This is a genomic window from Comamonas halotolerans (assembly GCF_030162935.1).
Taxonomy (GTDB): Bacteria; Pseudomonadota; Gammaproteobacteria; order Burkholderiales; family Burkholderiaceae_C; genus Comamonas; species Comamonas halotolerans.
Genome location: NZ_JASAUZ010000001.1, coordinates 507,188 through 526,647 on the forward strand (window position 1 = coordinate 507,188; position 19,460 = coordinate 526,647).

Annotated in this window: 21 protein-coding genes and 1 riboswitch; of the genes, 13 read left to right on the forward strand and 8 right to left on the reverse strand. The window is 56.3% G+C overall.

Going from position 1 to position 19,460, the window contains the following annotated elements; translation table 11 throughout:
- Positions 1–124: 124 nt before the first annotated feature.
- Complete coding sequence (gene brnQ, locus QEP11_RS02360) at positions 125–1,438, forward strand: branched-chain amino acid transport system II carrier protein (protein ID WP_284334967.1); 1,314 nt, start codon at positions 125–127, stop codon at positions 1,436–1,438.
- Positions 1,439–1,508: 70 nt separating this feature from the next.
- On the opposite strand, the gene lolA is transcribed toward brnQ, so the two are convergent.
- Both lolA and QEP11_RS02370 read right to left on the reverse strand, forming a co-directional pair.
- On the reverse strand, positions 1,509–2,144 hold the full coding sequence (lolA, locus tag QEP11_RS02365) for an outer membrane lipoprotein periplasmic chaperone LolA (protein ID WP_284334968.1): 636 nt from the start codon (positions 2,142–2,144) through the stop codon (positions 1,509–1,511).
- Positions 2,145–2,183: 39 nt separating this feature from the next.
- Entirely contained in the window at positions 2,184–4,505 is a 2,322-nt protein-coding gene (locus QEP11_RS02370; protein WP_284334969.1) for a DNA translocase FtsK, read from the reverse strand.
- Positions 4,506–4,900: 395 nt separating this feature from the next.
- Between QEP11_RS02370 and trxB the strand changes: the two genes are divergently transcribed.
- The 6 genes from trxB to QEP11_RS02400 all read left to right on the forward strand — a co-directional run bounded on the left by trxB (position 4,901) and on the right by QEP11_RS02400 (position 8,952).
- Entirely contained in the window at positions 4,901–5,848 is a 948-nt protein-coding gene (gene trxB, locus QEP11_RS02375; protein ID WP_284334970.1) for a thioredoxin-disulfide reductase, read from the forward strand.
- A gap of 228 nt (positions 5,849–6,076) precedes the next feature.
- A complete protein-coding gene (gene rpmB / locus QEP11_RS02380; RefSeq protein WP_003058229.1) occupies positions 6,077–6,310 on the forward strand; it encodes a 50S ribosomal protein L28 in 234 nt (77 codons plus the stop codon).
- Positions 6,311–6,330: 20 nt separating this feature from the next.
- The gene (gene rpmG, locus QEP11_RS02385; RefSeq protein WP_027014627.1) at positions 6,331–6,501 is read left to right on the forward strand and encodes a 50S ribosomal protein L33; all 171 of its coding nucleotides are present in this window, start codon (positions 6,331–6,333) and stop codon (positions 6,499–6,501) included.
- Positions 6,502–6,781: 280 nt separating this feature from the next.
- Entirely contained in the window at positions 6,782–7,297 is a 516-nt protein-coding gene (locus QEP11_RS02390; RefSeq protein WP_284334974.1) for a class IV adenylate cyclase, read from the forward strand.
- Between the two features lie 139 nt (positions 7,298–7,436).
- A riboswitch (FMN riboswitch) is annotated at positions 7,437–7,588 on the forward strand.
- A gap of 113 nt (positions 7,589–7,701) precedes the next feature.
- Positions 7,702–8,226, forward strand: coding sequence for a 6,7-dimethyl-8-ribityllumazine synthase (locus QEP11_RS02395; protein ID WP_284334975.1), 525 nt, complete (start codon positions 7,702–7,704; stop codon positions 8,224–8,226).
- A 162-nt stretch (positions 8,227–8,388) separates the two neighbouring features.
- Positions 8,389–8,952, forward strand: a complete 564-nt coding sequence (locus tag QEP11_RS02400; protein WP_284334976.1) for a hypothetical protein — start codon at positions 8,389–8,391, stop codon at positions 8,950–8,952.
- A gap of 106 nt (positions 8,953–9,058) precedes the next feature.
- Here QEP11_RS02400 and QEP11_RS02405 read toward each other — a convergent pair whose 3' ends face one another.
- A complete protein-coding gene (locus QEP11_RS02405; RefSeq protein WP_284334977.1) occupies positions 9,059–9,835 on the reverse strand; it encodes an SOS response-associated peptidase in 777 nt (258 codons plus the stop codon).
- 182 nt (positions 9,836–10,017) lie between these two features.
- On the opposite strand from QEP11_RS02405, the gene QEP11_RS02410 reads away from it, so the two are divergent.
- Positions 10,018–10,485: a helix-turn-helix domain-containing protein gene (locus tag QEP11_RS02410; RefSeq protein WP_284334978.1), complete on the forward strand. Its 468-nt coding sequence runs from the start codon at positions 10,018–10,020 to the stop codon at positions 10,483–10,485.
- A gap of 141 nt (positions 10,486–10,626) precedes the next feature.
- Here QEP11_RS02410 and QEP11_RS02415 read toward each other — a convergent pair whose 3' ends face one another.
- Together QEP11_RS02415 and QEP11_RS02420 are read right to left on the reverse strand one after the other, a co-directional pair.
- Positions 10,627–11,121, reverse strand: coding sequence for a hypothetical protein (locus QEP11_RS02415; protein ID WP_284334979.1), 495 nt, complete (start codon positions 11,119–11,121; stop codon positions 10,627–10,629).
- Between the two features lie 249 nt (positions 11,122–11,370).
- Entirely contained in the window at positions 11,371–12,642 is a 1,272-nt protein-coding gene (locus QEP11_RS02420; RefSeq protein WP_284334980.1) for an RsmB/NOP family class I SAM-dependent RNA methyltransferase, read from the reverse strand.
- Positions 12,643–12,793: 151 nt separating this feature from the next.
- Between QEP11_RS02420 and QEP11_RS02425 the strand changes: the two genes are divergently transcribed.
- Both QEP11_RS02425 and QEP11_RS02430 read left to right on the forward strand, forming a co-directional pair.
- A complete protein-coding gene (locus tag QEP11_RS02425) occupies positions 12,794–13,039 on the forward strand; it encodes a DUF1653 domain-containing protein (RefSeq protein ID WP_284334981.1) in 246 nt (81 codons plus the stop codon).
- A gap of 96 nt (positions 13,040–13,135) precedes the next feature.
- Positions 13,136–13,789, forward strand: coding sequence for an FMN-binding negative transcriptional regulator (locus QEP11_RS02430; protein ID WP_284334983.1), 654 nt, complete (start codon positions 13,136–13,138; stop codon positions 13,787–13,789).
- Between the two features lie 43 nt (positions 13,790–13,832).
- Here the strand turns inward: QEP11_RS02430 and purN are convergent, their stop codons facing one another.
- Positions 13,833–14,417 carry a phosphoribosylglycinamide formyltransferase gene (gene purN, locus QEP11_RS02435; protein WP_284335199.1) on the reverse strand — a complete coding sequence of 195 codons (585 nt, stop codon included), beginning with the start codon at positions 14,415–14,417 and terminating at the stop codon, positions 13,833–13,835.
- Between the two features lie 21 nt (positions 14,418–14,438).
- Between purN and QEP11_RS02440 the strand changes: the two genes are divergently transcribed.
- From QEP11_RS02440 to QEP11_RS02450, 3 genes are all read left to right on the forward strand, one after another.
- On the forward strand, positions 14,439–15,098 hold the full coding sequence (locus QEP11_RS02440) for a YceH family protein (RefSeq protein WP_284334984.1): 660 nt from the start codon (positions 14,439–14,441) through the stop codon (positions 15,096–15,098).
- A 136-nt stretch (positions 15,099–15,234) separates the two neighbouring features.
- Entirely contained in the window at positions 15,235–16,416 is a 1,182-nt protein-coding gene (locus QEP11_RS02445) for an acyl-CoA dehydrogenase family protein (RefSeq protein ID WP_284334985.1), read from the forward strand.
- 131 nt (positions 16,417–16,547) lie between these two features.
- Positions 16,548–17,666, forward strand: coding sequence for an acyl-CoA dehydrogenase family protein (locus QEP11_RS02450; RefSeq protein WP_284334986.1), 1,119 nt, complete (start codon positions 16,548–16,550; stop codon positions 17,664–17,666).
- 78 nt (positions 17,667–17,744) lie between these two features.
- Here the strand turns inward: QEP11_RS02450 and QEP11_RS02455 are convergent, their stop codons facing one another.
- Together QEP11_RS02455 and QEP11_RS02460 are read right to left on the reverse strand one after the other, a co-directional pair.
- The gene (locus QEP11_RS02455) at positions 17,745–18,692 is read right to left on the reverse strand and encodes a bestrophin family protein (RefSeq protein WP_284334987.1); all 948 of its coding nucleotides are present in this window, start codon (positions 18,690–18,692) and stop codon (positions 17,745–17,747) included.
- Positions 18,693–18,747: 55 nt separating this feature from the next.
- Positions 18,748–19,347, reverse strand: coding sequence for an HNH endonuclease (locus QEP11_RS02460; protein WP_284334988.1), 600 nt, complete (start codon positions 19,345–19,347; stop codon positions 18,748–18,750).
- Between the last annotated feature and the right edge of the window lie 113 nt (positions 19,348–19,460).

Sequence of the window (19,460 nt, forward strand, 5' to 3'; positions counted from 1 at the left end):
CTACTGGTTACACCCCATTTTGCAACCAGCAAGCACTCTCCTTGATCCGCAAGTTTCTTGAATCACAACAAATTTCCCGCTTGCACGAACACTGCAGCGGTGAATAGGCATTTCGGTCTTTCCCATGAAAATACTCAAGACGCGGGACATCGTCGCCCTCGGCTTCATGACATTTGCGCTGTTCCTGGGCGCAGGCAACATTATTTTTCCACCGAGCGTCGGCTTGGCGGCTGGTGAATTCCAGTGGTCTGCCGCTTTGGGCTTTTTGCTGACCGGCGTAGGGCTCCCCTTGCTAGGCGTGGTAGCACTGGCGCGCGTTGGTGGTGGCCTTGACACCCTGACCAGCCCGATTGGCAAACTGGCAGGCTCGTTGATGGGCCTGTCCATCTATCTGACAATTGGCCCGTTCTTTGCGACACCGCGCACAGCCACCGTGTCATTTGAGGTCGGCATGGCTCCATTTACCGGCAACACGCCCGGCGCCTTGCTGGCCTTCACCATCGGCTACTTCCTGCTGGTGATGATTCTCTCGCTGTTTCCTGGAAAATTGATGGACAACATCGGCAAGATCATCACTCCAGCACTGATTTTGGTGCTGGCCATTCTGGGAGGAGCCGCCGCTCTATTCCCCGCCGGAGACATCACCACCCCTGCAGCAGCTTATGCATCCTCGGGCGCTGCTCTGGCTCAGGGTTTTGTACAGGGCTACCAGACCATGGATGCACTGGCATCTCTGGTCTTTGGCATTGTGATTGTCGCGTCCATCAAGGCCGCTGGCGTTACCGACTCGAGACTGCACACACGCTACACCATCCTGGCAGGCCTGATTGCAGCCACCGGCCTGGGCTTGGTCTATGTTTCACTGATCTATCTGGGTGCCATGAGCGGTACGGTCGTCGCCGCAGACGCCAGCGGTGTGCAGATTCTGACTTCCTACGTGGAGCGCACTTTTGGCACCAGCGGCATCGTGCTGCTGGCTGCTGTCATTTTGCTGGCATGCCTGACCACTGGCGTAGGCCTGGTAAGCGCCTGCTCAGCCTATTTCAGCCAATTGCTGGGCGTGAGCTACCGCACCGTCGTGATTGTCATGTCTGTCTTCAGCGCAGCCGTGGCCAACCAAGGTCTTGCGCAACTGATTGCCGTGGCCGTCCCGGTGCTCTACACCATCTACCCTGTAGCCATTGCACTGATTGCCCTGGGGCTGCTATCCAAACTGTGGCGCAACCATCGCCGCGTGTTCATCCCCGTCATGTCCGTGGCCTTGATTTTCGGTTTGATCGATGGCATCAAAGCTGCAGGTTTTGAGAGCATTCTCCCCTCTGCGCTCACCAACCTTCCAGGCAGCAGCATCGGCCTGGGCTGGCTGATTCCTGTGGCATTGGTCTTGCTGGCTGCAGTCATGCTCGATCGCATACGGTCTAGAGCCAGCACCTCATAAAGATCTCCCCCCCCCAAAAAAGCCCCGCTGGCATAACCAGCGGGGCTTTTTTATAGCCGATACAAGCTGTTTACTGCTGCATGATGTCCGCGCCCGCAGGTACTTCAAACTTGAAGTGCCCCGCTGGCAGCGATGGCAGAACTTGCAGATTGTTGAAACGGATCACCGAGCGTTGACCAAAGCCATCCAGAATGTCCATGGCCGCCAAGGTTTCCCCCTGAAAGCCCACGCGCACATTTTTCAACTGGCCTTCGGCCGCCTTTGGCGTAGCCTCTACCCATTGCAGCCCGTCTTCGTCCGGCACCGCCTTCAAGGTGAAATCCTTTTGCAGGCCTGAAAGGTCATTGGCAGAGGCCAAAATGGCAGCAGGTGTACTCCCCAAGGCATCGGCCTGCTTGCGCTGTGTGACCTGATTCAAATCCACGTCATACAACCACACCGTATTGCCATCAGCGACGATGGTTTGCTCAAACGGTTTGGTATAGACGAACTTGAACTGCCCTGGGCGGTGAAACTCAAAATTTCCACTACTGGTTTTGCTGCGCGCAGGCTGCCCTTCTTTTGCAGGCGATGTCACTGTCTGTGTGAATTGCGCCTGTCCCGCCTTGGCCGTGCGCATAAAGTGCTCCAGGCTTTGCAGGCCATCAGCCCACGATGCCAGGGGCAAGACACCCAGTACAGCCAACACGCCTAAGCTTTTCTTCATTCTTCAGTTCCTTCCTAGTGCCGCACCTGCGGCCACTATTTATTCAGGACGCGCAGGCACCAAAACTTCACGTTGACCGCTGCTGGTGAGAGAACTCACCAAGCCCGCACTTTCCATTTGCTCCAGCAAATTGGCCGAGCGGTTGTAACCAATACGCAGCTTGCGCTGTACGTACGAGATACTGGCCTTGCGGTCTTTCAAAACAATCTCCACGGCTTGGTCGTACATGGGGTCTTTCTCACCACCTTCACCACCATCACCATCGACGCCGCCGTCTTCCGAAACAGCGGCTTCCAATACTCCTTCGATGTAATCGGGCTCGCCTTGTTCCTTCAAATAACTCACGACCCGATGTACTTCATCGTCTGACACAAAAGCGCCGTGCACGCGAATAGGCAAACCTGTGCCGCTGGCCATATAAAGCATGTCACCCATGCCCAGCAGGCTTTCAGCGCCCATCTGATCTAGAACGGTCCGGCTATCAATCTTGGATGACACCTGGAAGGCAATACGTGTCGGAATGTTTGCCTTGATCAAGCCTGTAATCACATCCACGCTGGGACGCTGGGTGGCCAAAATCAGGTGAATGCCTGCAGCGCGGGCCTTTTGCGCCAGACGGGCAATCAGCTCTTCAATCTTCTTGCCCACCACCATCATCAGATCGGCCAGCTCATCAATGATGATGACAATGTGTGGCAGACGATCCAGCGGCTCCGGTGACTCAGGCGTCAGGCTGAAAGGGTTACCAATGATTTCGCCCTTTGCCTTGGCTTCACCAATCTTTGTGTTGTAGCCAGCCAGATTGCGCACACCCAGCTTGGACATCAGCTTGTAGCGGCGCTCCATTTCTGCCACGCACCAGTTCAGGCCATTGGCAGCCTGCTTCATATCCGTCACCACAGGCGCAAGCAGATGTGGAATACCTTCATACACCGACATTTCCAGCATCTTGGGGTCAATCATCAGCAAGCGCACATCCTTGGCCTCTGCCTTGTACAGCAGCGACAAGATCATGGCATTGATACCCACAGATTTACCGGAACCCGTGGTACCCGCCACCAGCACGTGGGGCATTTTGGCCAAGTCAGCAACCACCGGCTTGCCTTCAATGTCCTTGCCCAGTCCCATGGTCAGCAGGCTCTTGGCCTCATGGTAGACCTGAGAGCCCAGCACTTCGGACAGGCGAATCGACTGGCGCTTGGCGTTGGGCAATTCCAGCGCCATATAGTTTTTCCCAGGGATCGTCTCGATCACACGAATCGACACCAGTGACAGCGAACGTGCCAGGTCTTTGGCCAGATTCACGACCTGCGAACCCTTCACCCCAGTGGCAGGCTCGATTTCGTAGCGCGTCACCACCGGGCCCGGCGTAGCCTGCACCACGCGCACCTCGACCCCGAAGTCCTTGAGCTTTTTCTCTATCAGACGGCTGGTCATCTCCAGCGTATCTGCAGACACTGTTTCTTGCTTGACCGGCGGCGCATCCAGCAAGTCCACTTGCGGCAAGCCCCCTTCATGCATCTGCGTATCTTGAAACAGCGGTTTTTGGCGCTCTTTGAGCACCCGCTCGCTGGGAGCCGCCGCAGGCGCAGTCGGCGTAATGATCAGCACCGGCTCGTGGTGTGTCTCCTCTATTTCGATGCGCTCTTCTTCCAGCACCTTGGCACGCGCTTGCGCAGCCTTGCGGCCCTCTGCCAGATCCTTGACCTTTTCACGCTTTTGCTGATTCAGGCGCACCAAAGCTTCGATGCAACCACCCAGCTTTTCTGCAGAGCGCCCCCAGGAAAACCGGAACACCAGAGACAGCGCCACCACCATCAGCAAAATGCCAATCAGACCCGAGCCGGTAAAGCCCAACCAGCGCACCCCCGTAAGCCCCAAGGAGTAACCCACCACACCACCTGCATGGCCGGGCAATAGCGATTCAAAGCGGTACAAACGCGACCATTCCAGGGCACAACTCACACCGACCAGCAAAAACACGCCAAACCACCATTTCAGGCGCTCGGCCACCGAGATATCCGGCATGCTCAAACCGCGTACCCAGCGCAAAGCGGAACGTGCCAAGGTATATGCAGCAATCAAAAAAAGCCACCACACCGACATGCCGAAGCCGAAGTAACAGGCATCCGACACCATGGCACCCAGGCGCCCCATCCAGTTGTGCACCATGCCGCCATCGCCGCTGCCCGAGGTGGACCACGCCGGATCGACAATGGAATAGCTCAACATCGCCAGCAACCAGAAAAACAGGCCCAGCGACCCTGCGATCAAACAAATCTCATGACCAAAGCGCGCCAGACCATTTCGGGGCGCGGATTTGGAAGAATTTGCGTTCAGTGCATTGGAGGAATAAGTCATACGCAGACGGAAGCTTACCTTAGGCGCGTGACAGACTACACAAACGGTTGCAACGCCAGTGCAAGCACTTGCAACAACGCCCATATTGGCGGTGCATTCAAGCAACACGTCACGCCAGTTGCCCCCTGCAGTTTCCAGCCTTTCAGTCACACCGCTTCTTCTGTTTCCATGCACGGCAACAAGAACCACAGAACCATCGTGTACCGCATATCTTGAGGCACGCAGATCCTAGTAGCCTGCGGCTATGAGCCAGTTTATGGATACGCATCCCAAGGACACCGCCAGCTTTCTACAATGCAAGACTGACCACAGCAAGCTTTCCATGCCTGCAATGGTGCCAATTCGAGTGTTCAACTGCGCTGCATCCGTGCACAGCGCCCTCTTTGAAAAGCAACATGTCCAACAACCAACACGCCAAAGTTTTGATTCTGGGCTCCGGCCCTGCCGGCTATACCGCTGCCATCTATGCCGCGCGCGCCAACCTCAACCCGATGTTGGTGACGGGCATGGCCCAAGGCGGTCAATTGATGACCACCACCGAAGTCGACAACTGGCCCGCAGATGTCAATGGTGTGCAGGGCCCTGAGCTGATGCAGCGCTTCATGGAGCACGCCGAACGCTTCAAGGCTCAGCTGGTGTTTGACCACATTCACAGCGTGGATCTCTCTCAGCGCCCCTTCACCTTGACCGGTGACAGCGGCACCTACACCTGCGACAGCCTGATCATTGCCACTGGTGCCTCGGCCAAATATCTCGGCCTGCCTTCGGAAGAAGCGTTCATGGGCCGCGGTGTTTCCGGCTGCGCCACTTGCGATGGTTTCTTCTACCGTGAACAACCCGTATGTGTGGTTGGTGGCGGCAACACTGCTGTCGAAGAAGCGTTGTACCTGTCCAACATTGCATCCAAGGTGACTGTGGTGCACCGCCGCGACAAGTTCACAGCTGAACCCATCCTGGTTGACAAGATGATGGAGAAGGTCAGAGAAGGCAAGATTGAACTCAAAACTCACTTCACTCTGGATGAAGTGCTCGGAGACACATCTGGCGTCACGGGCATCCGCATCAAGAGCACCCAAGACGGTTCGACCGAAGATATCGCCCTGCAAGGCTGCTTCATCGCCATTGGGCATTCACCCAACACCGATATTTTCAAGGGGCAGTTGGAGATGGAAAACGGCTACATCGTCACCCAGGGTGGCCGCAAGGGCTTTGCCACCCAAACCAGTGTCCCTGGCGTGTTCGCTGCTGGCGACGTGCAAGATGATGTGTACCGTCAGGCCATCACCAGCGCTGGCACAGGCTGCATGGCAGCACTGGATGCCCAACGCTTCCTGGACCAATAAGCTTTAAACGACGCGGGACGGCATGCTAAAACCCTGTCGTCTCACGCCTTTTTTCAGAAAGCCCGTATAATCGCTGGCTTTGCTGCAATTGGACTGTGCTTGCACGGCACCTGCTGCAACAAATTTGGGTTACCGCCACCCTTTATCTGGCGAGGTGAGGTTGTCGACACATCTTTGCTCCTGCAAGGTTCCGGAGTCGGCGACCGTTTCAAATATCGGAGTGTCCAAATGGCACGCGTATGTGAAGTTACGGGCAAGAAGCCCATGGTGGGCAACAACGTTTCCCACGCAAACAACAAGACCAAGCGTCGTTTCCTGCCCAACCTGCAGTACCGTCGTTTCTGGGTTGAGAGCGAAAACCGCTGGGTGCGCCTGCGTGTTTCCAGCGCTGCCCTGCGTCTGATCGACAAGAACGGCATCGACTCCGTGCTCGCAGACATGCGTGCTCGTGGCCAGGCTTAATTTCCTCAAGGAGCATAAAAATGGCTGCTAAAGGCGGACGCGAAAAGATCAAGCTGGCTTCGACTGCTGGCACAGGTCACTTCTACACCACAACCAAGAACAAGAAGACGATGCCTGAAAAGATGTCGATCATCAAGTTCGACCCCAAGGCTCGCAAGCACGTCGAGTACAAGGAAGCCAAGCTGAAGTAATTCAGCCGGCTCTCGGAAAAAAACCGCCACAGCGCAAGCTGGAGGCGGTTTTTTTATTCCCAGGCCAATACTTGGGCTGCACTTCACGCACTTCAAGCGCTTCAGCCAGAGCAAGGCAATCCAGTTCAAGGACTTTGATCACATCATGATTGCACTGGCTGTTCTGCAACAGTTCAGTCGAGATGCATCACACCCATGCAGCAAGCTTTTAACGCACTAAAAGGTTGCGGTTTATGCTGATCGCATACGATGGATTGATAATTTTCTAGAGGGAGAGCATATGGCACGAAGCATCGAGATCAAAGCACGCATTGATGACCTTGACATGCTCCGAGGAAGGATCAGCCAGCTCGCCACAGCCGGCCCCGCGCTCATCAGCCAGGATGACACCTACTTCCAATGTAACAACGGACGACTCACGCTGCGCCAGTTCAGTGACGGCAACGGAGAGCTGATCTTTTATCAGCGCAGCGCCAAGAGCGGCCCGGACGAATCCATTTTTTCCAAATCACCCACCACCCAGCCTGACTCGCTGCGGGCCCTGCTCAGCCATGCTTATGGTCAGATTGGGCGTGTGAAGAAAATGCGCACTTTGTTCTTTGTTGACCGCACACGCGTGCATGTTGACTGGATTCAGGACCTTGGCCACTTCATTGAGATCCAGACTGAACTCGCAGATAACGAGCCCTCATCCAATGGTGCAATGATTACCGAAATGCTCATGGAGAAGCTCGGGGTTCCGCTGGACTCGCTGCTTCACGAGTCCTATTTGGATCTCATCACCAAAAAGCGGTAAACATTTTCAACACTCCTTGCATGCATTTTTTGCATGTGAAGCGCCCTCTTTGGAGGGCTTTTTTATTGCATGCGCAACTTGGAACGATCTCCGGCTAGGCATAGAATCAACTTTGTCGCCGCTTATTGAAAGTAGCGACATACGTTCTCAGGGCGGGGTGAAATTCCCCACCGGCGGTGAGCAACCTTGGTTGCAAGCCCGCGAGCGCTTGCAGAAGCAATTGTGCAAGGTCAGCAGACCAAGTGAGATTCTTGGGCCGACGGTAACAGTCCGGATGAAAGAGAAACGTGAAGCTAGTCCTATCCAGCTTTTGGACAGTGCGCTTGTCTGCGCGCCTGTTCTTGGCTGCGTCTGCCTTCGCGCGCCCTGATTCATTTGTTCTACGTCTTAGAAAGACTCAAACCATGAATCAGACCTTGACCCCTTCCGCCACACCAGCTGAAACCCAGGCAGCGTTGGCACAGGCCCGTATCGCCATCATCAGTGCCAACTGGCACAGCGATGTGGTGCACAACGCACGCAATGCCTGTGCCCGGCAACTGCAAATCCTTGGTGCTGCGCCTGCACGCATTCACCAGGTAGAAGTGCCTGGAGCCTTTGAAATTCCGCTCATGGCGAAAAAACTCGCTGACTCAGGCAAATTTGATGCCGTGATTGGCTGCGCCGTCATCGTCAACGGAGGTATTTACCACCACGAGTTTGTCTCCGCCGCCGTCGTGGACGGCCTCATGCGCGTGCAACTCGATACCGGCGTGCCCGTGTTCTCGGTGGCACTGACACCCTACAACTTCCAGCCCTCCGAAGATTTGCTCGACTTTTTCCGCAGCCACTTTGTGAAAAAGGGAGAAGAGGCAGCCAACGCCTGTGCCCAGACTTTGGCCGCACACGCCTCAGTTGATGCACTCTTGGAAGAGTCCGCCAGCGCTTAAAAATCGCCTCTCCTGATACATGGTGCCTGTTCATCAGGCACCAATCGTTACTCCTTTATCTACCAAGCCCATACCCAGTCAGGTGCGCTACGATGGTGCACTCGTCACGCTGCGCAGTACTTTTCTCAGCAGGAGTGACAACTCTCCCTTTCAAGCCTTGCCATGAACAAGCTGTTATTGACGCTCTGCGCAGGTGTCATCGTTTTGAAGGTGCACGCATCCAGCACGGAACCGGTAGTGACCACCCTTCTGGTCAAGCCACAAAGGGTAGAACTCATTGATCCGGATACGAAAACCAGGCATTTCCGCACCCGATTTGTTGTTGTCAATGAGCGCCTGGAGCCCGCCATTAGGCTTGAACACGCCACCCACAACAGCTTGGGCTACACGCTGCAGGGCAATATTGCATCCGGCGGATTGAGCATCAACCGACTGCAACGCATTCGTACCGAGCAAGAGATTCAAGGCACGCAACTTACCGTGAAGCACTGGGTACAGGTACGCCGCATTCCTGGCAAAGAAGCAGCCTTGATCCGTGGGTATAACTACCAGCAATCGCACACGCTCTCGCTGCCAAAGCATGTGCAGGGTATTCGTATTGAAGCATTGGAGATCCGCACACCTGATGCATCAAATGCCGAGCCTCGCATGCTGGCTGAAATCCATCTGGACTGGCCACTCAAGCGCCCACTGTCTGCCCCATCCGAAGCACCAGAAAGTCCTTAGGTGCAGCTAATAAATGGTCTGACAGCATCCCTTGCAAAGGGACGGCTCAACCGACATGCTCTGCACTCCTGCTGCAGCAATATGCAGCCTGCAGACATGCCCTTGGTCAAAAAATACCTTTGGGCTTTTTGCCCTGTTTGTTTTCCACAGGGTTGGCCAGCAGCCAGTTGGCCGGATAGGCTCTCAAGAATTCACGTGCTTTTTCAGGTCGAGCGGTCAACCAAGCGTCATATGTTCCCTCGCCCAAAACAGCGGGCATGCGCCGATCCGCACCTTGTGGGCCATAACGGCGCATCAATGCATGGCTGTTGGCGTTGACGGTCAAAACGGCATAGCTCAACAACTCAGCACCAGTTTCTGGATCTTTCCAGCTGCCCCAAACACCAGCGATCCCCATAGGCTGTCCATCGACACGAGCAATGCGTGTGGGCACAGGCTTGCCAGTACGCAAATCGTCGACATAAAACGCCTGCATGGGAATGATGCAGCGTTGTCCTGCCAGCCACGCATCCCGAAAAGCCTGGGCCGTGCTCACGGTTTCATTGAGCGCCACCAATAATTTTGGGGCACGCAGTTTGGCATCTTTGGCTGACTTCACCCAGCTTGGCACAAAGCCCCACTGAGCACGAACCCACTCCCGTTCAGCCTGGATCGCTTTTTTACCCGCCGATGCCAGTCCGGAGGAGCTTTCGCTGAAGACTGCAGGCGCAGGTACTGGTGCAGCAAGATCGGCTGTTGCAGTGTCTGGCTGGGCCTTGGCCCATATAAAACCGGCCATACGTCGAGCACGCATCTGGCGCTCAGCAGGATGCTCCGAAGGGGTAACTTTGAAAAAATCCCTCCACATATCCAGTGCGGGAAGGTTTTCGTACTGTGCAGTCATCTGCGGATGGTACGAGGAAGTGCTTGCCCGGGAAGACTCAAGGTTTCGTACACAGCCTGTTCATTGGCCGCCGCTATCAGTTACTCCTCTGAAGTCATGCAGATGTCACCTCCGTGTCGCCTGCATGTCGTGGTGAGTTTTGCGTTCAGATGGCAGTCTGCGGTGTGACGAAAGGAATCTCTATGCACCTCCAGAAACTTAGGCTGCAGCGAGGCTGGTCGCAGCAACAACTGGCCGAACTCAGCGGGCTCAGTGTGCGCACCATCCAGCGTATTGAAAACGGCAGCATGCCCAGCACAGAATCCCTGAAGTCACTCGCTTCGGTCTTAGAGATCGATTTCTCCATCTTATCGAGTGAAACTGCCATGCCTTCAGCATCTACCCGCACCCAAGATGAGCGGATTGCGTTACGCCAAGTACGTCAGCTCAAGAGGTTTTGCCTGCACTTGGTCAAGTACCTCATCGTCATCACTTTGCTTGCCGCCATCAATCTTTTGGTCACACCCCACATTCTCTGGTTTTACTGGCCAGCTTTGGGCTGGGGAATTGGGATCGCATTCCATGCAGCCGCGACACTCCAATGGATGCCGTTCTTTGATGCAGCGTGGGAAAAGAAACAGCTCGAAAAGCGCCTGGGGCGCCTCCTCTAGAAACAAGCACAAACTAAAGCACATACCCATTTCAGCGCCCCCGCGAATAGTTAACTTGCGGGGGAACGCTGGCTAGATTGAAGCTGCTGCCCAGCCCTAGGGAAACCGTAGCCTCGCTTCGCATCGGCGGTGCGCGGCAAGTCACCCTTGATTCTGGGTCACGTAGGCCTTGTTCGCTCGCTCCCAGGCTGATTTGACGGCAGGTTCGGCGTCCTGCCACTTCAAGCGGCCATTGGCGTGCTCTTCATCCCAGCGCCGCTCCCATTCGCTACGGGCATCGTTCCAGTTTTCCTTACCCTCCATGCGGCTGGTATAGCCGGCCCGATAGGCTGGGGCGTAGTCGTCATAGCTATAGTTGCTGGAGTAGTATGGCTCTTTCGCATAAGCGTCGCGCCAGTACGCATCTTCTTCTGTAGGGTTGATCAACTCCGCCGCGCCATTGCCAGCCAAGCCACCTACCACCGCACCGACCACGGCACCCACGGCCACGCCGATAGGGCCGCCCACACTACCAATCGCTGCGCCGGTTAGAGCACCACCTGCAGCCCCCACACTCGTGCCTACAGGGTGTTCACCCAGCTCGCCCTCAAGCGGCGGCACATAAGCTGGGTCTCTGGAATCACTTGGATGGGTCATGATGCACTCCTTGGTTTGGTTCCACCCATCTGCAGTACAAGGCACTGGCTGGGGTGTCCCAACATGGTGCCCAGGCAATAACCATGAAGGGGTAGGAGACCTCCATGGTTACCGCTGCACACAAGAAAAGCCAATGGGAACATTCACTCACAAATACAGCAAATGCGTACAGCTGCTGCAATCAACGCTATAAAAAAAAGCCCTGCAACATGGCGCTGCAGGGCTGCTATAGACAGGGAAATACGCGCTTTACTTACGCTGCCACACGGCGGCAAAGAAACCATCGGTCTGATGGGTATGGGGCCACAGACGCACATATTGCGTACCTGTTTCACCGCCCGCACAAAGTCCATTGGCGTTCTCCACCTTCAACTGGGTCAGCACTTCTCCAGCATCAAGTGGCACGAAGTCAGGGTGAGCCTTTTGAAAAGCCTCCGCAATGCGCTCGTTTTCTTCAGGCAAAACCGAGCAAGTGGCATACACCAGACGACCACCAGACTTCACCATGCGTGCCGCGCTGCTCAGAATGGAGCGTTGTTTTTCATTCAACTCGGCCACAGCCTTTTCGTCCTGACGCCACTTCAAATCAGGGTTGCGGCGCAAAGTCCCCAAGCCCGAGCAAGGCGCATCCACCAGCACACGGTCAATCTTGCCCGCCAGACGCTTGACGCGCTCATCCCGCTCATGCGCCAAGGCCGCAGGGTGCACGTTGGACAAACCGCTGCGCGCCAAACGGGGTTTGAGAGCCTCCAGGCGGTGGGCCGACACGTCAAATGCATACAGACGTCCTGTATTACGCATTTGTGCGCCGATGGCCAGCGTTTTTCCACCCGCACCAGCACAAAAGTCCACCACCATTTCGCCGCGTTTGGCGTCCAGCAGCAAGGCCAGCAGTTGCGAGCCTTCATCTTGCACTTCAATACGGCCATCCTTGAAGGCAGCCAGTTTGGTCAGCGCAGGCTTTTCATCCGTACGCAGTCCCCAAGGGGAAAACGGTGTGGGCTGCAGCTTCACGCCTTCTGCTGCCAGCTCTTTTTGCACAGCATCACGCTTGGCGCTCAAGGCGTTCACGCGCAAATCCAACGGAGCTGGCTCCAGCATGCTTGCAGCCAAGGCTTCAAACTGGTCGCCCACCTGCGCTTGCAGAGCATCTGCCATCCATTGCGGCAGATTGTGGCGGTGCTGCGGCAGCAACTCTTCTGGCTTGACGGCGTCGCAGTCATCAAGCCACTTGGCTTCCTGCTCGCTCAATGCAGCCTTCAGAAAATTGCGCGGCGCGTGAAAGCCCAAAATGGCCAGACGACGCTCTTTGGGGCCCGAGCCAGAGCGTGCCAGTGCTTCAAACAAGGTTTTCTTGCGCAGCACGGTATAGGTGGTTTCGGCCAACGTCGCCCGCTCACGGGGGCCAAGATTGCGGTGATCGCGAAAATAACGGGACACCACGGCGTCAGCGGGGTGCTGGAATTGGAGGGTCAGCTTGACCAGTTCAGCGCAAGCGTCGAGAAGGGCTTTGGGATGCATAGCCGCTATTGTCCCACTGCCCACAATTCCCGACACAACACTGGATGCTGATGCTGCGCACAGTGAAGGGCACTTGATGCGTGCAACCGGGACTTTGCATCCAAGAGGTGCCCAATTAACATCTGGCGCTCACTATTTATGGGTTTCCAGCATGGATTCTGACAACTTACCCCCGATGATCACAACCCCGCCCGGCTTGTACCGCCACTACAAGGGCATGATGTATGAGGTGATCGACACCGTGCGGCACAGCGAAACACTGGAGCCCATGACGCTGTACCGCGCTCTGTATGGAGAGCACGGCTTATGGGTACGCCCTGCTGCGATGTTCAATGAAACGGTGGAGGTTGACGGCATCACGCAAGCGCGCTTTTCCAAAGTCCAGGCTCCAGATTGATCGCCGGGACCTAGCTGGATGCCCCCCCTCCCCCGGCCAGCTCATTCTCCAGCATGATGACCTGAATTGTTTGAAGCCTTACCGCCATCTTCAGCCATGTACATCCCTACGCACTTTGAACCTGCCGATGCGCAAGACGCTCTGAATCTGGTACGCGCCCACCCCTTGGGCGCATTGGTGCACATGCACACGGGAGGGCTCGATGCCGACCATATTCCTTGGGAGCTGGAAACCCTGGAGCCTGAAGCTGGTGGCATACGCCTGATTGGCCATGTCGCCAAGGCCAATCCGCTGGCACAGCGGCTGCACGATGGTGATCAGGTATTGGTGATCTTCAGAGCTGAGCAAGCCTATATTTCACCGAATTGGTATCCAAGCAAAAAAGCCACGCACCTCCTGGTTCCAACCTGGAACTACCGTGTGGTGCATATCCACGGTCGCGTGCGCCTGCATACTGATCCGCGCTTTTTGTTGCGAGTGCTTGGCAAGCTCACACGCACACATGAAAACCACATCCATGCACTGCTGCCCGACCCTGCAGGCCCATGGGGGCCTAAAGACATGCCACACGATGCGTTGCTTGAAAGGCTGGAACACATTGTCGGCCTGGAAGTAGCAGTGGAGCGCGTGGAGGCCAAGTTCAAGCTCAGTCAGAATCGCAGCGATGCGGACCGCACTGCCGCAACTGACAAGCTATGTGCAACAGGTCAACCCGCGCTTGCTGCAGCCATGAAAGACTGCAAAAGCTAGTCATGCTGGCCATAACAGCGCGCAGACTGCAGTCCAAAGATGCTCAGGACTGTTTTTGCAGCAATGCTGCAATCGCACGCGGATAAATGATGTGCTCTTGCGTGAGAATGCGCGCAGCCAGCGTCTGCGCCGTGTCTTCGGGCAGGATGGGCACCACCGCTTGCTCCAGAATGGGCCCCACATCAAGCTCGGCTGTGACGCCATGCACGGTACACCCAGCAAACTTGCAGCCCGCGTCAATGGCGCGCTGATGTGTATGCAAACCGGTAAACGCAGGTAGCAAAGAAGGATGAATATTGACCATACGGCCTTCGAAGTGCTGCACAAAACCCGGCGTCAAAATGCGCATAAAGCCTGCCAGCACCACCACGGCGGGGTCGTACCGATCAATAACCTGTGCCAATTGCGCGTCAAAGGCCTCTCGACTGTCAAACTGCTTGTGATCCAGAACCTCGGTGGCAATCCCTTGCTCCTTGGCGAAAATCAGCCCTTTGGCATCAGCCTTGTTGCTGACCACGGCAGCCACGCGCGCGCCATAACGGCGCGCCCAGTCCTGCTGTTTGGCTGCGTTCACAATGGCAGCCATATTGGATCCGCCGCCCGAGATCAAAATCACGATGTTTTTCATTGCGCCGCAATTATCCCTGCCATGACCTTCGATCATCAGAACTTTCCCTTGTCTCCGACTGAAGCACGTGTGCTTGCCACCCTCATGGAGAAAGCACGCACGGTGCCCGACAGCTACCCCATGACTCTCAATAGCCTGGCAAGTGGCTGCAACCAAAAAACCAGCCGAGATCCAGTCATGACGCTGAGTGACGCAGAAATTCTGGCTGCGCTGGACAGCTTGCGTGAGCGCCACTTGGTGATTGAGGTGAGCGGCCAGCGAGCCATGCGCTGGGAACACAACTTTGAGCGCGTGCTCGGTGTGCCCAGCCAATCCAGCGCTCTGCTCGGACTGCTGATGCTGCGCGGCCCACAAACTGCGGCAGAGCTGCGCACGAACGCCGAGCGCTGGCATCGTTTTGCGGACACAGGCTCGGTTGAAGCCTTTCTGGAGGAGTTGCAGGAGCGCAGCGAAGAAAAAGGTGGTGCCTTGGTGCGCCTTTTACCCAAAGCCCCGGGAGCACGCGAGGCACGCTGGGCCCAATTGCTGTGCGGCACGCCTGTGCTCCCTGCCTCCAGTGGCGCCGGCGCCACAAACTGCCCCCCCGCCGATGAAGGTCGTATCGAGGCATTGGAAACCCGCCTGGCTGCACTGGAAGCCCAGGTACAGCGGCTTTGCGCGGCGCTTGGAGATTCCGACTAACGGAATTCTCTAGCGTGCAAGGCACCTAGGCGACAAGTTCTGCGCGTTCCCCCTGTTGTTACGCAGTGGTATACAGCGGCAATCTCTCAGTCATGACGGGCTTGCTGCCCGGACAGCTAACTAGGAGAGCACTTGCATGGACCTGGCATACACGCCCGAAGAACAGGCCTTCCGCGCAGAAGTACGCGCTTGGCTCAATGACAACCTTGACCCCGCACTGGCCACCAAAGTGCGCGATGGCCTGCGCCTCAGCCGTGATGACATCCAGGGCTGGGCCAAGGTGCTTGGCAAAAGAGGCTGGCTGGCCTACGGTTGGCCCAAAGAGTTTGGCGGCCCGGGCTGGGGGGCCGTGCAAAAACATTTGTTTGCGGAAGAACTGGCACTGGCAGGAGCTCCCACCATCTTGCCTTTTGGCCCCGTCATGGTCGCCCCAGTCATCATGGCCTACGGCACACCCGAACAGCAAAAGCGCTTTCTACCCGGCATTGCCAGTGGTGAAGTCTGGTGGAGCCAGGGCTACTCGGAGCCTGGATCGGGCTCTGACTTGGCAAGCCTGAAAACCCGGGCCGAGCGACAGGGCGATCACTACATCGTCAATGGTCAAAAAACCTGGACCACCCTGGGCCAGCACGGCGACTGGATGTTCAACCTGGTACGCACCAGCAATGAAGGCAAACCGCAGACCGGTATCAGCTTCTTGCTGCTGGACATGAAAAGCCCAGGTGTGACTGTGCGCCCCATCAAGCTGCTCAATGGAGAGAGTGAAGTCAACGAGGTATTTTTCGACAATGTGAAGGTTCCAGTTGAGAACCTGATCGGTGAGGAAAACAAAGGCTGGACGTATGCCAAACACCTGCTGGCACACGAGCGCACCAATATTGCCGACGTGAACCGCTCTAAACGCGAACTGGAACGCCTCAAACGCATTGCGAGACAAGAAGGCGTGTGGGAAGACAGCCGCTTCCGCGATCAGATCGCCTTGCTGGAGGTGGACATCATTGCGTTGGAGATGCTTGTGCTGCGCGTGCTGTCTGCAGAGAAGAGTGGCAAGAATTCGCTGGATATTGCGGGACTGCTCAAGATCAAGGGCAGCGAGATCCAGCAGCGCTACACCGAGCTGATGATGCTGGCCGCAGGCCCCTACAGCCTGCCCTTCATTGAAGAGGCCATGGAAGCTGGATGGCAAGGCAACTTCCCCGGCGGAGCCGTAGGCAATGCTCCTCTGGCAGGGGCTTACTTCAACTTCCGCAAAACCACCATCTACGGTGGCAGCAATGAGGTGCAACGCAATATCGTGGCGCAGACCTTGCTCGGTTAATAGCTCGTGGCAGTCCGCGCCACGTGCGCCCTGACTGCTCCCCTCCGAGAGGAGACTCCGCTTAAATCTTTGCTGGGTTGTCAGGCACAAAGTGCCATTGCCCAACGAACACCCAGCAACAGGAGAAATGTATGGATTTCGATTTTTCTGATGACCAGCAACAACTGCGTGATGCAGCCCGCCGCTGGGTGGACAAAGCCTACACTTTTGAGCACCGCCGTGCAGCCGTCAATGCAGGCGGATTCAGCCGCGATACCTGGAATGCACTCGCCGAGTTGGGACTGACAGCGCTCAACGTGCCTGCAGAACAGGGCGGCATGGACATGGGTGCCGTAGAGGCCATGGTGGTCATGGAGGAGATGGGGCGCGGCATGGTGCTGGAGCCGGTGGCACAAAGTCTGATTGCAGCCAAAGTACTGAATCAATATGCACCTGAAGCGCTTCAGGCCGAATGGTTGCCGCGCATTGCCAGTGGTGAAGCAGTGGTGGTAATCGCCCATCAAGAGCGCCGCGCCCGCTACCGCCTGGATCAGTGCGAAGCACAGGCCACACAAAACGGCGATGGTTATGTGCTGACTGCGCGAAAAAGCCTGGTCCCTGCCGGCGACCAAGCCGATGCATTCTTGGTTCCGGCCATGCTCAACGGCCAACAGGCGCTATTCTTGGTGGAGCGCACAGCGACAGGCGTCAGCACCCAGGGCTATATCACTCAGGACGGCAGTCGTGCGGCTGAAGTAGAAACGGTTCAAAGTCCTGCCACCCTGGTCAGCAGTGAAGGCCTGGCTGCGCTGGAATTGGCTGTTGACACCGGCGGCGCAGCCGTCTGTGCAGAAGCAGTGGGTGTGATGGATCAGGTGCTGAGCATCACGGCTGATTACCTGAATCAGCGCAAGCAGTTTGGTGTGGCCATTGCCAGCTTCCAGGCCCTGCGCCATCGTCTGGCGGACATGAAGATGCAACTGGAGCTGGCTCGCTCCATGAGCTATTACGCCAGCTTGCAGCTGGATCAGCCTGCCACACAACGCCGCCGGGCCATTGCTCGTGCACGTGTGCAACTGGGCCAATCCATGCGCTTTGTAGGCCAGCAAGCAGTGCAACTGCATGGTGGCATTGGCGTCACCGATGAGTACATCGTTTCACACCAATTCAAGAAGTTGACGCAGCTGGAAATGACCTACGGTGACACGCTGCATCATCTGGGTGAAGTCTCAGCCCGCATGCAGGAAACCGCTGGGGTTGGCGAAGTCTAAACACGGTTTCAACCCTACCTTTCCATACAAAAAAAGCCACCCAAAGGTGGCTTTTTTTGTATGGCCGCAAAGCAGCAATCAAGTGAGTTTGCTGTGCACGGGCTGCATGGGAGCAGGAATTTCCGGATCGCCAAGCAAATGCAGCAAATTCATTTCCATGCTGCGGCACATGGCATCCAGCGGCAAATCGTTGTTGTCTGTGCCAAAAGGCTCTTCCAGTTCATCCCCCAAGGCATCCAGGCCAAAGAAGGTATAGGCCACGATGGCCACCACAAACGGAGTCATAAAGCCTGTGACATCCACCAGACCAAACGGCAACAAAAAGCAATACAGGTGCGCCGTACGGTGCAGCAGCAAGGTGTACGAAAACGGCATCGGCGTGTGGCGCAAGCGCTCGCACGATGCGGCAGCAAATGTCATGAAGGTCAGGGTTTCGTCCATCTTGTTGTAGTTGATGGCATCAATACGCCCTTCCCGCATGCTTTGCGTCAAATCATTGGCATTGGCTTGAACAATGGCATCACCACGGTAATTGAGCGGCAGGTCACGCACCTTGTCCCAGTCTTCCTGGGTCAGCCAACGCTGCACGGCCCTGTCGTCCATATGGCCGCGCAGTTGCGCACGCAAGGCATGCGCATGGGCCAGGGTGCGATGCACCACGCGCACCCGCACATCGCCTGCACGATTGCGTGGATCCAGCGGCTGGTCCATATGAATCAGGCTCAGACACTGGCGTGCCATGACTCGGGCACGAATGTTGAGATCCCCCCAGAGCTTGCGTCCTTCCCAATAACGGTCATACGCTGTGTTATTGCGAAAGCCCAAAAAGATGGCCAGCGGCAGGCCAATCAAGGTGAATGGAATAGGTGTAACCGTGATCTTGATGTCGAACAGATACCCATGGGCCAACGTCACCAGCAGCGCCAGCAAGATGTTCAGGCAAAGCTTCCAGCGGATGCGCTGCAAGATTGACCCCCTCATCATGACAAAGAGGGTGAGCCCATTGGGGCGGTCGTGAACAATCATGGTGACGCAAATCCAGGGGAAAACCCTAGATTTCACCATGCTCTAAATCAAGATTTCAGGCATTGCTGAAATATTCAAACTCTTGAGCATGGTCTTTATCCAGCACCAGCCGAGAAGTCTTAGGCACATGCATGCGTAGAAACTCCATCTGATCTGCCAGGATGCGACGGTTGCGCAAGATGAAGTCTTCCCAGATGCTGGGCACATAAGGCGCATACAACAGCGGCATACGCGCTTGCTCCGGTGTGCGTGGGCCTTTGCGATGGTTGCAGCTCTTGCAAGCCGTCACCAGATTCATCCAAGTGTTTTGTCCGCTCTGACACACAGGCACGATGTGTTCACGCGTCAGATAGTCCACATCAAAAGTTTTTCCGCAATAGGCGCACATATTGCGATCTCGGGCGAAAAGCTTGGAGTTGGTCAGACAGGGTTTGAGTTCATGGGGATTGACGCGTGGTACGCCCCTGGTGCCGATGATGCTGTGCACCTCAATGCAGGACTGCAAACCCGTCACTGCATTGTGTCCGCCGCGAAAGATGGCGACAGAAGACCCCATGGTCCAGCGCACATCATCAGCGGCATAGTGCAACACCGCCTCTTCCAGCGTGATCCATGACTGGGGCAAGCCATGGGCGGACAGCTTCAAAACTCTCACGTTCAGCCTCCTTGCACAACAGGTGGACGCCCGACGGCCTGCCCTGTGCATCGAGCCAAGCACGTGGTCTTAGCGCAATATACTTGCTTTCGGTGACAAACTGCCACCACGAT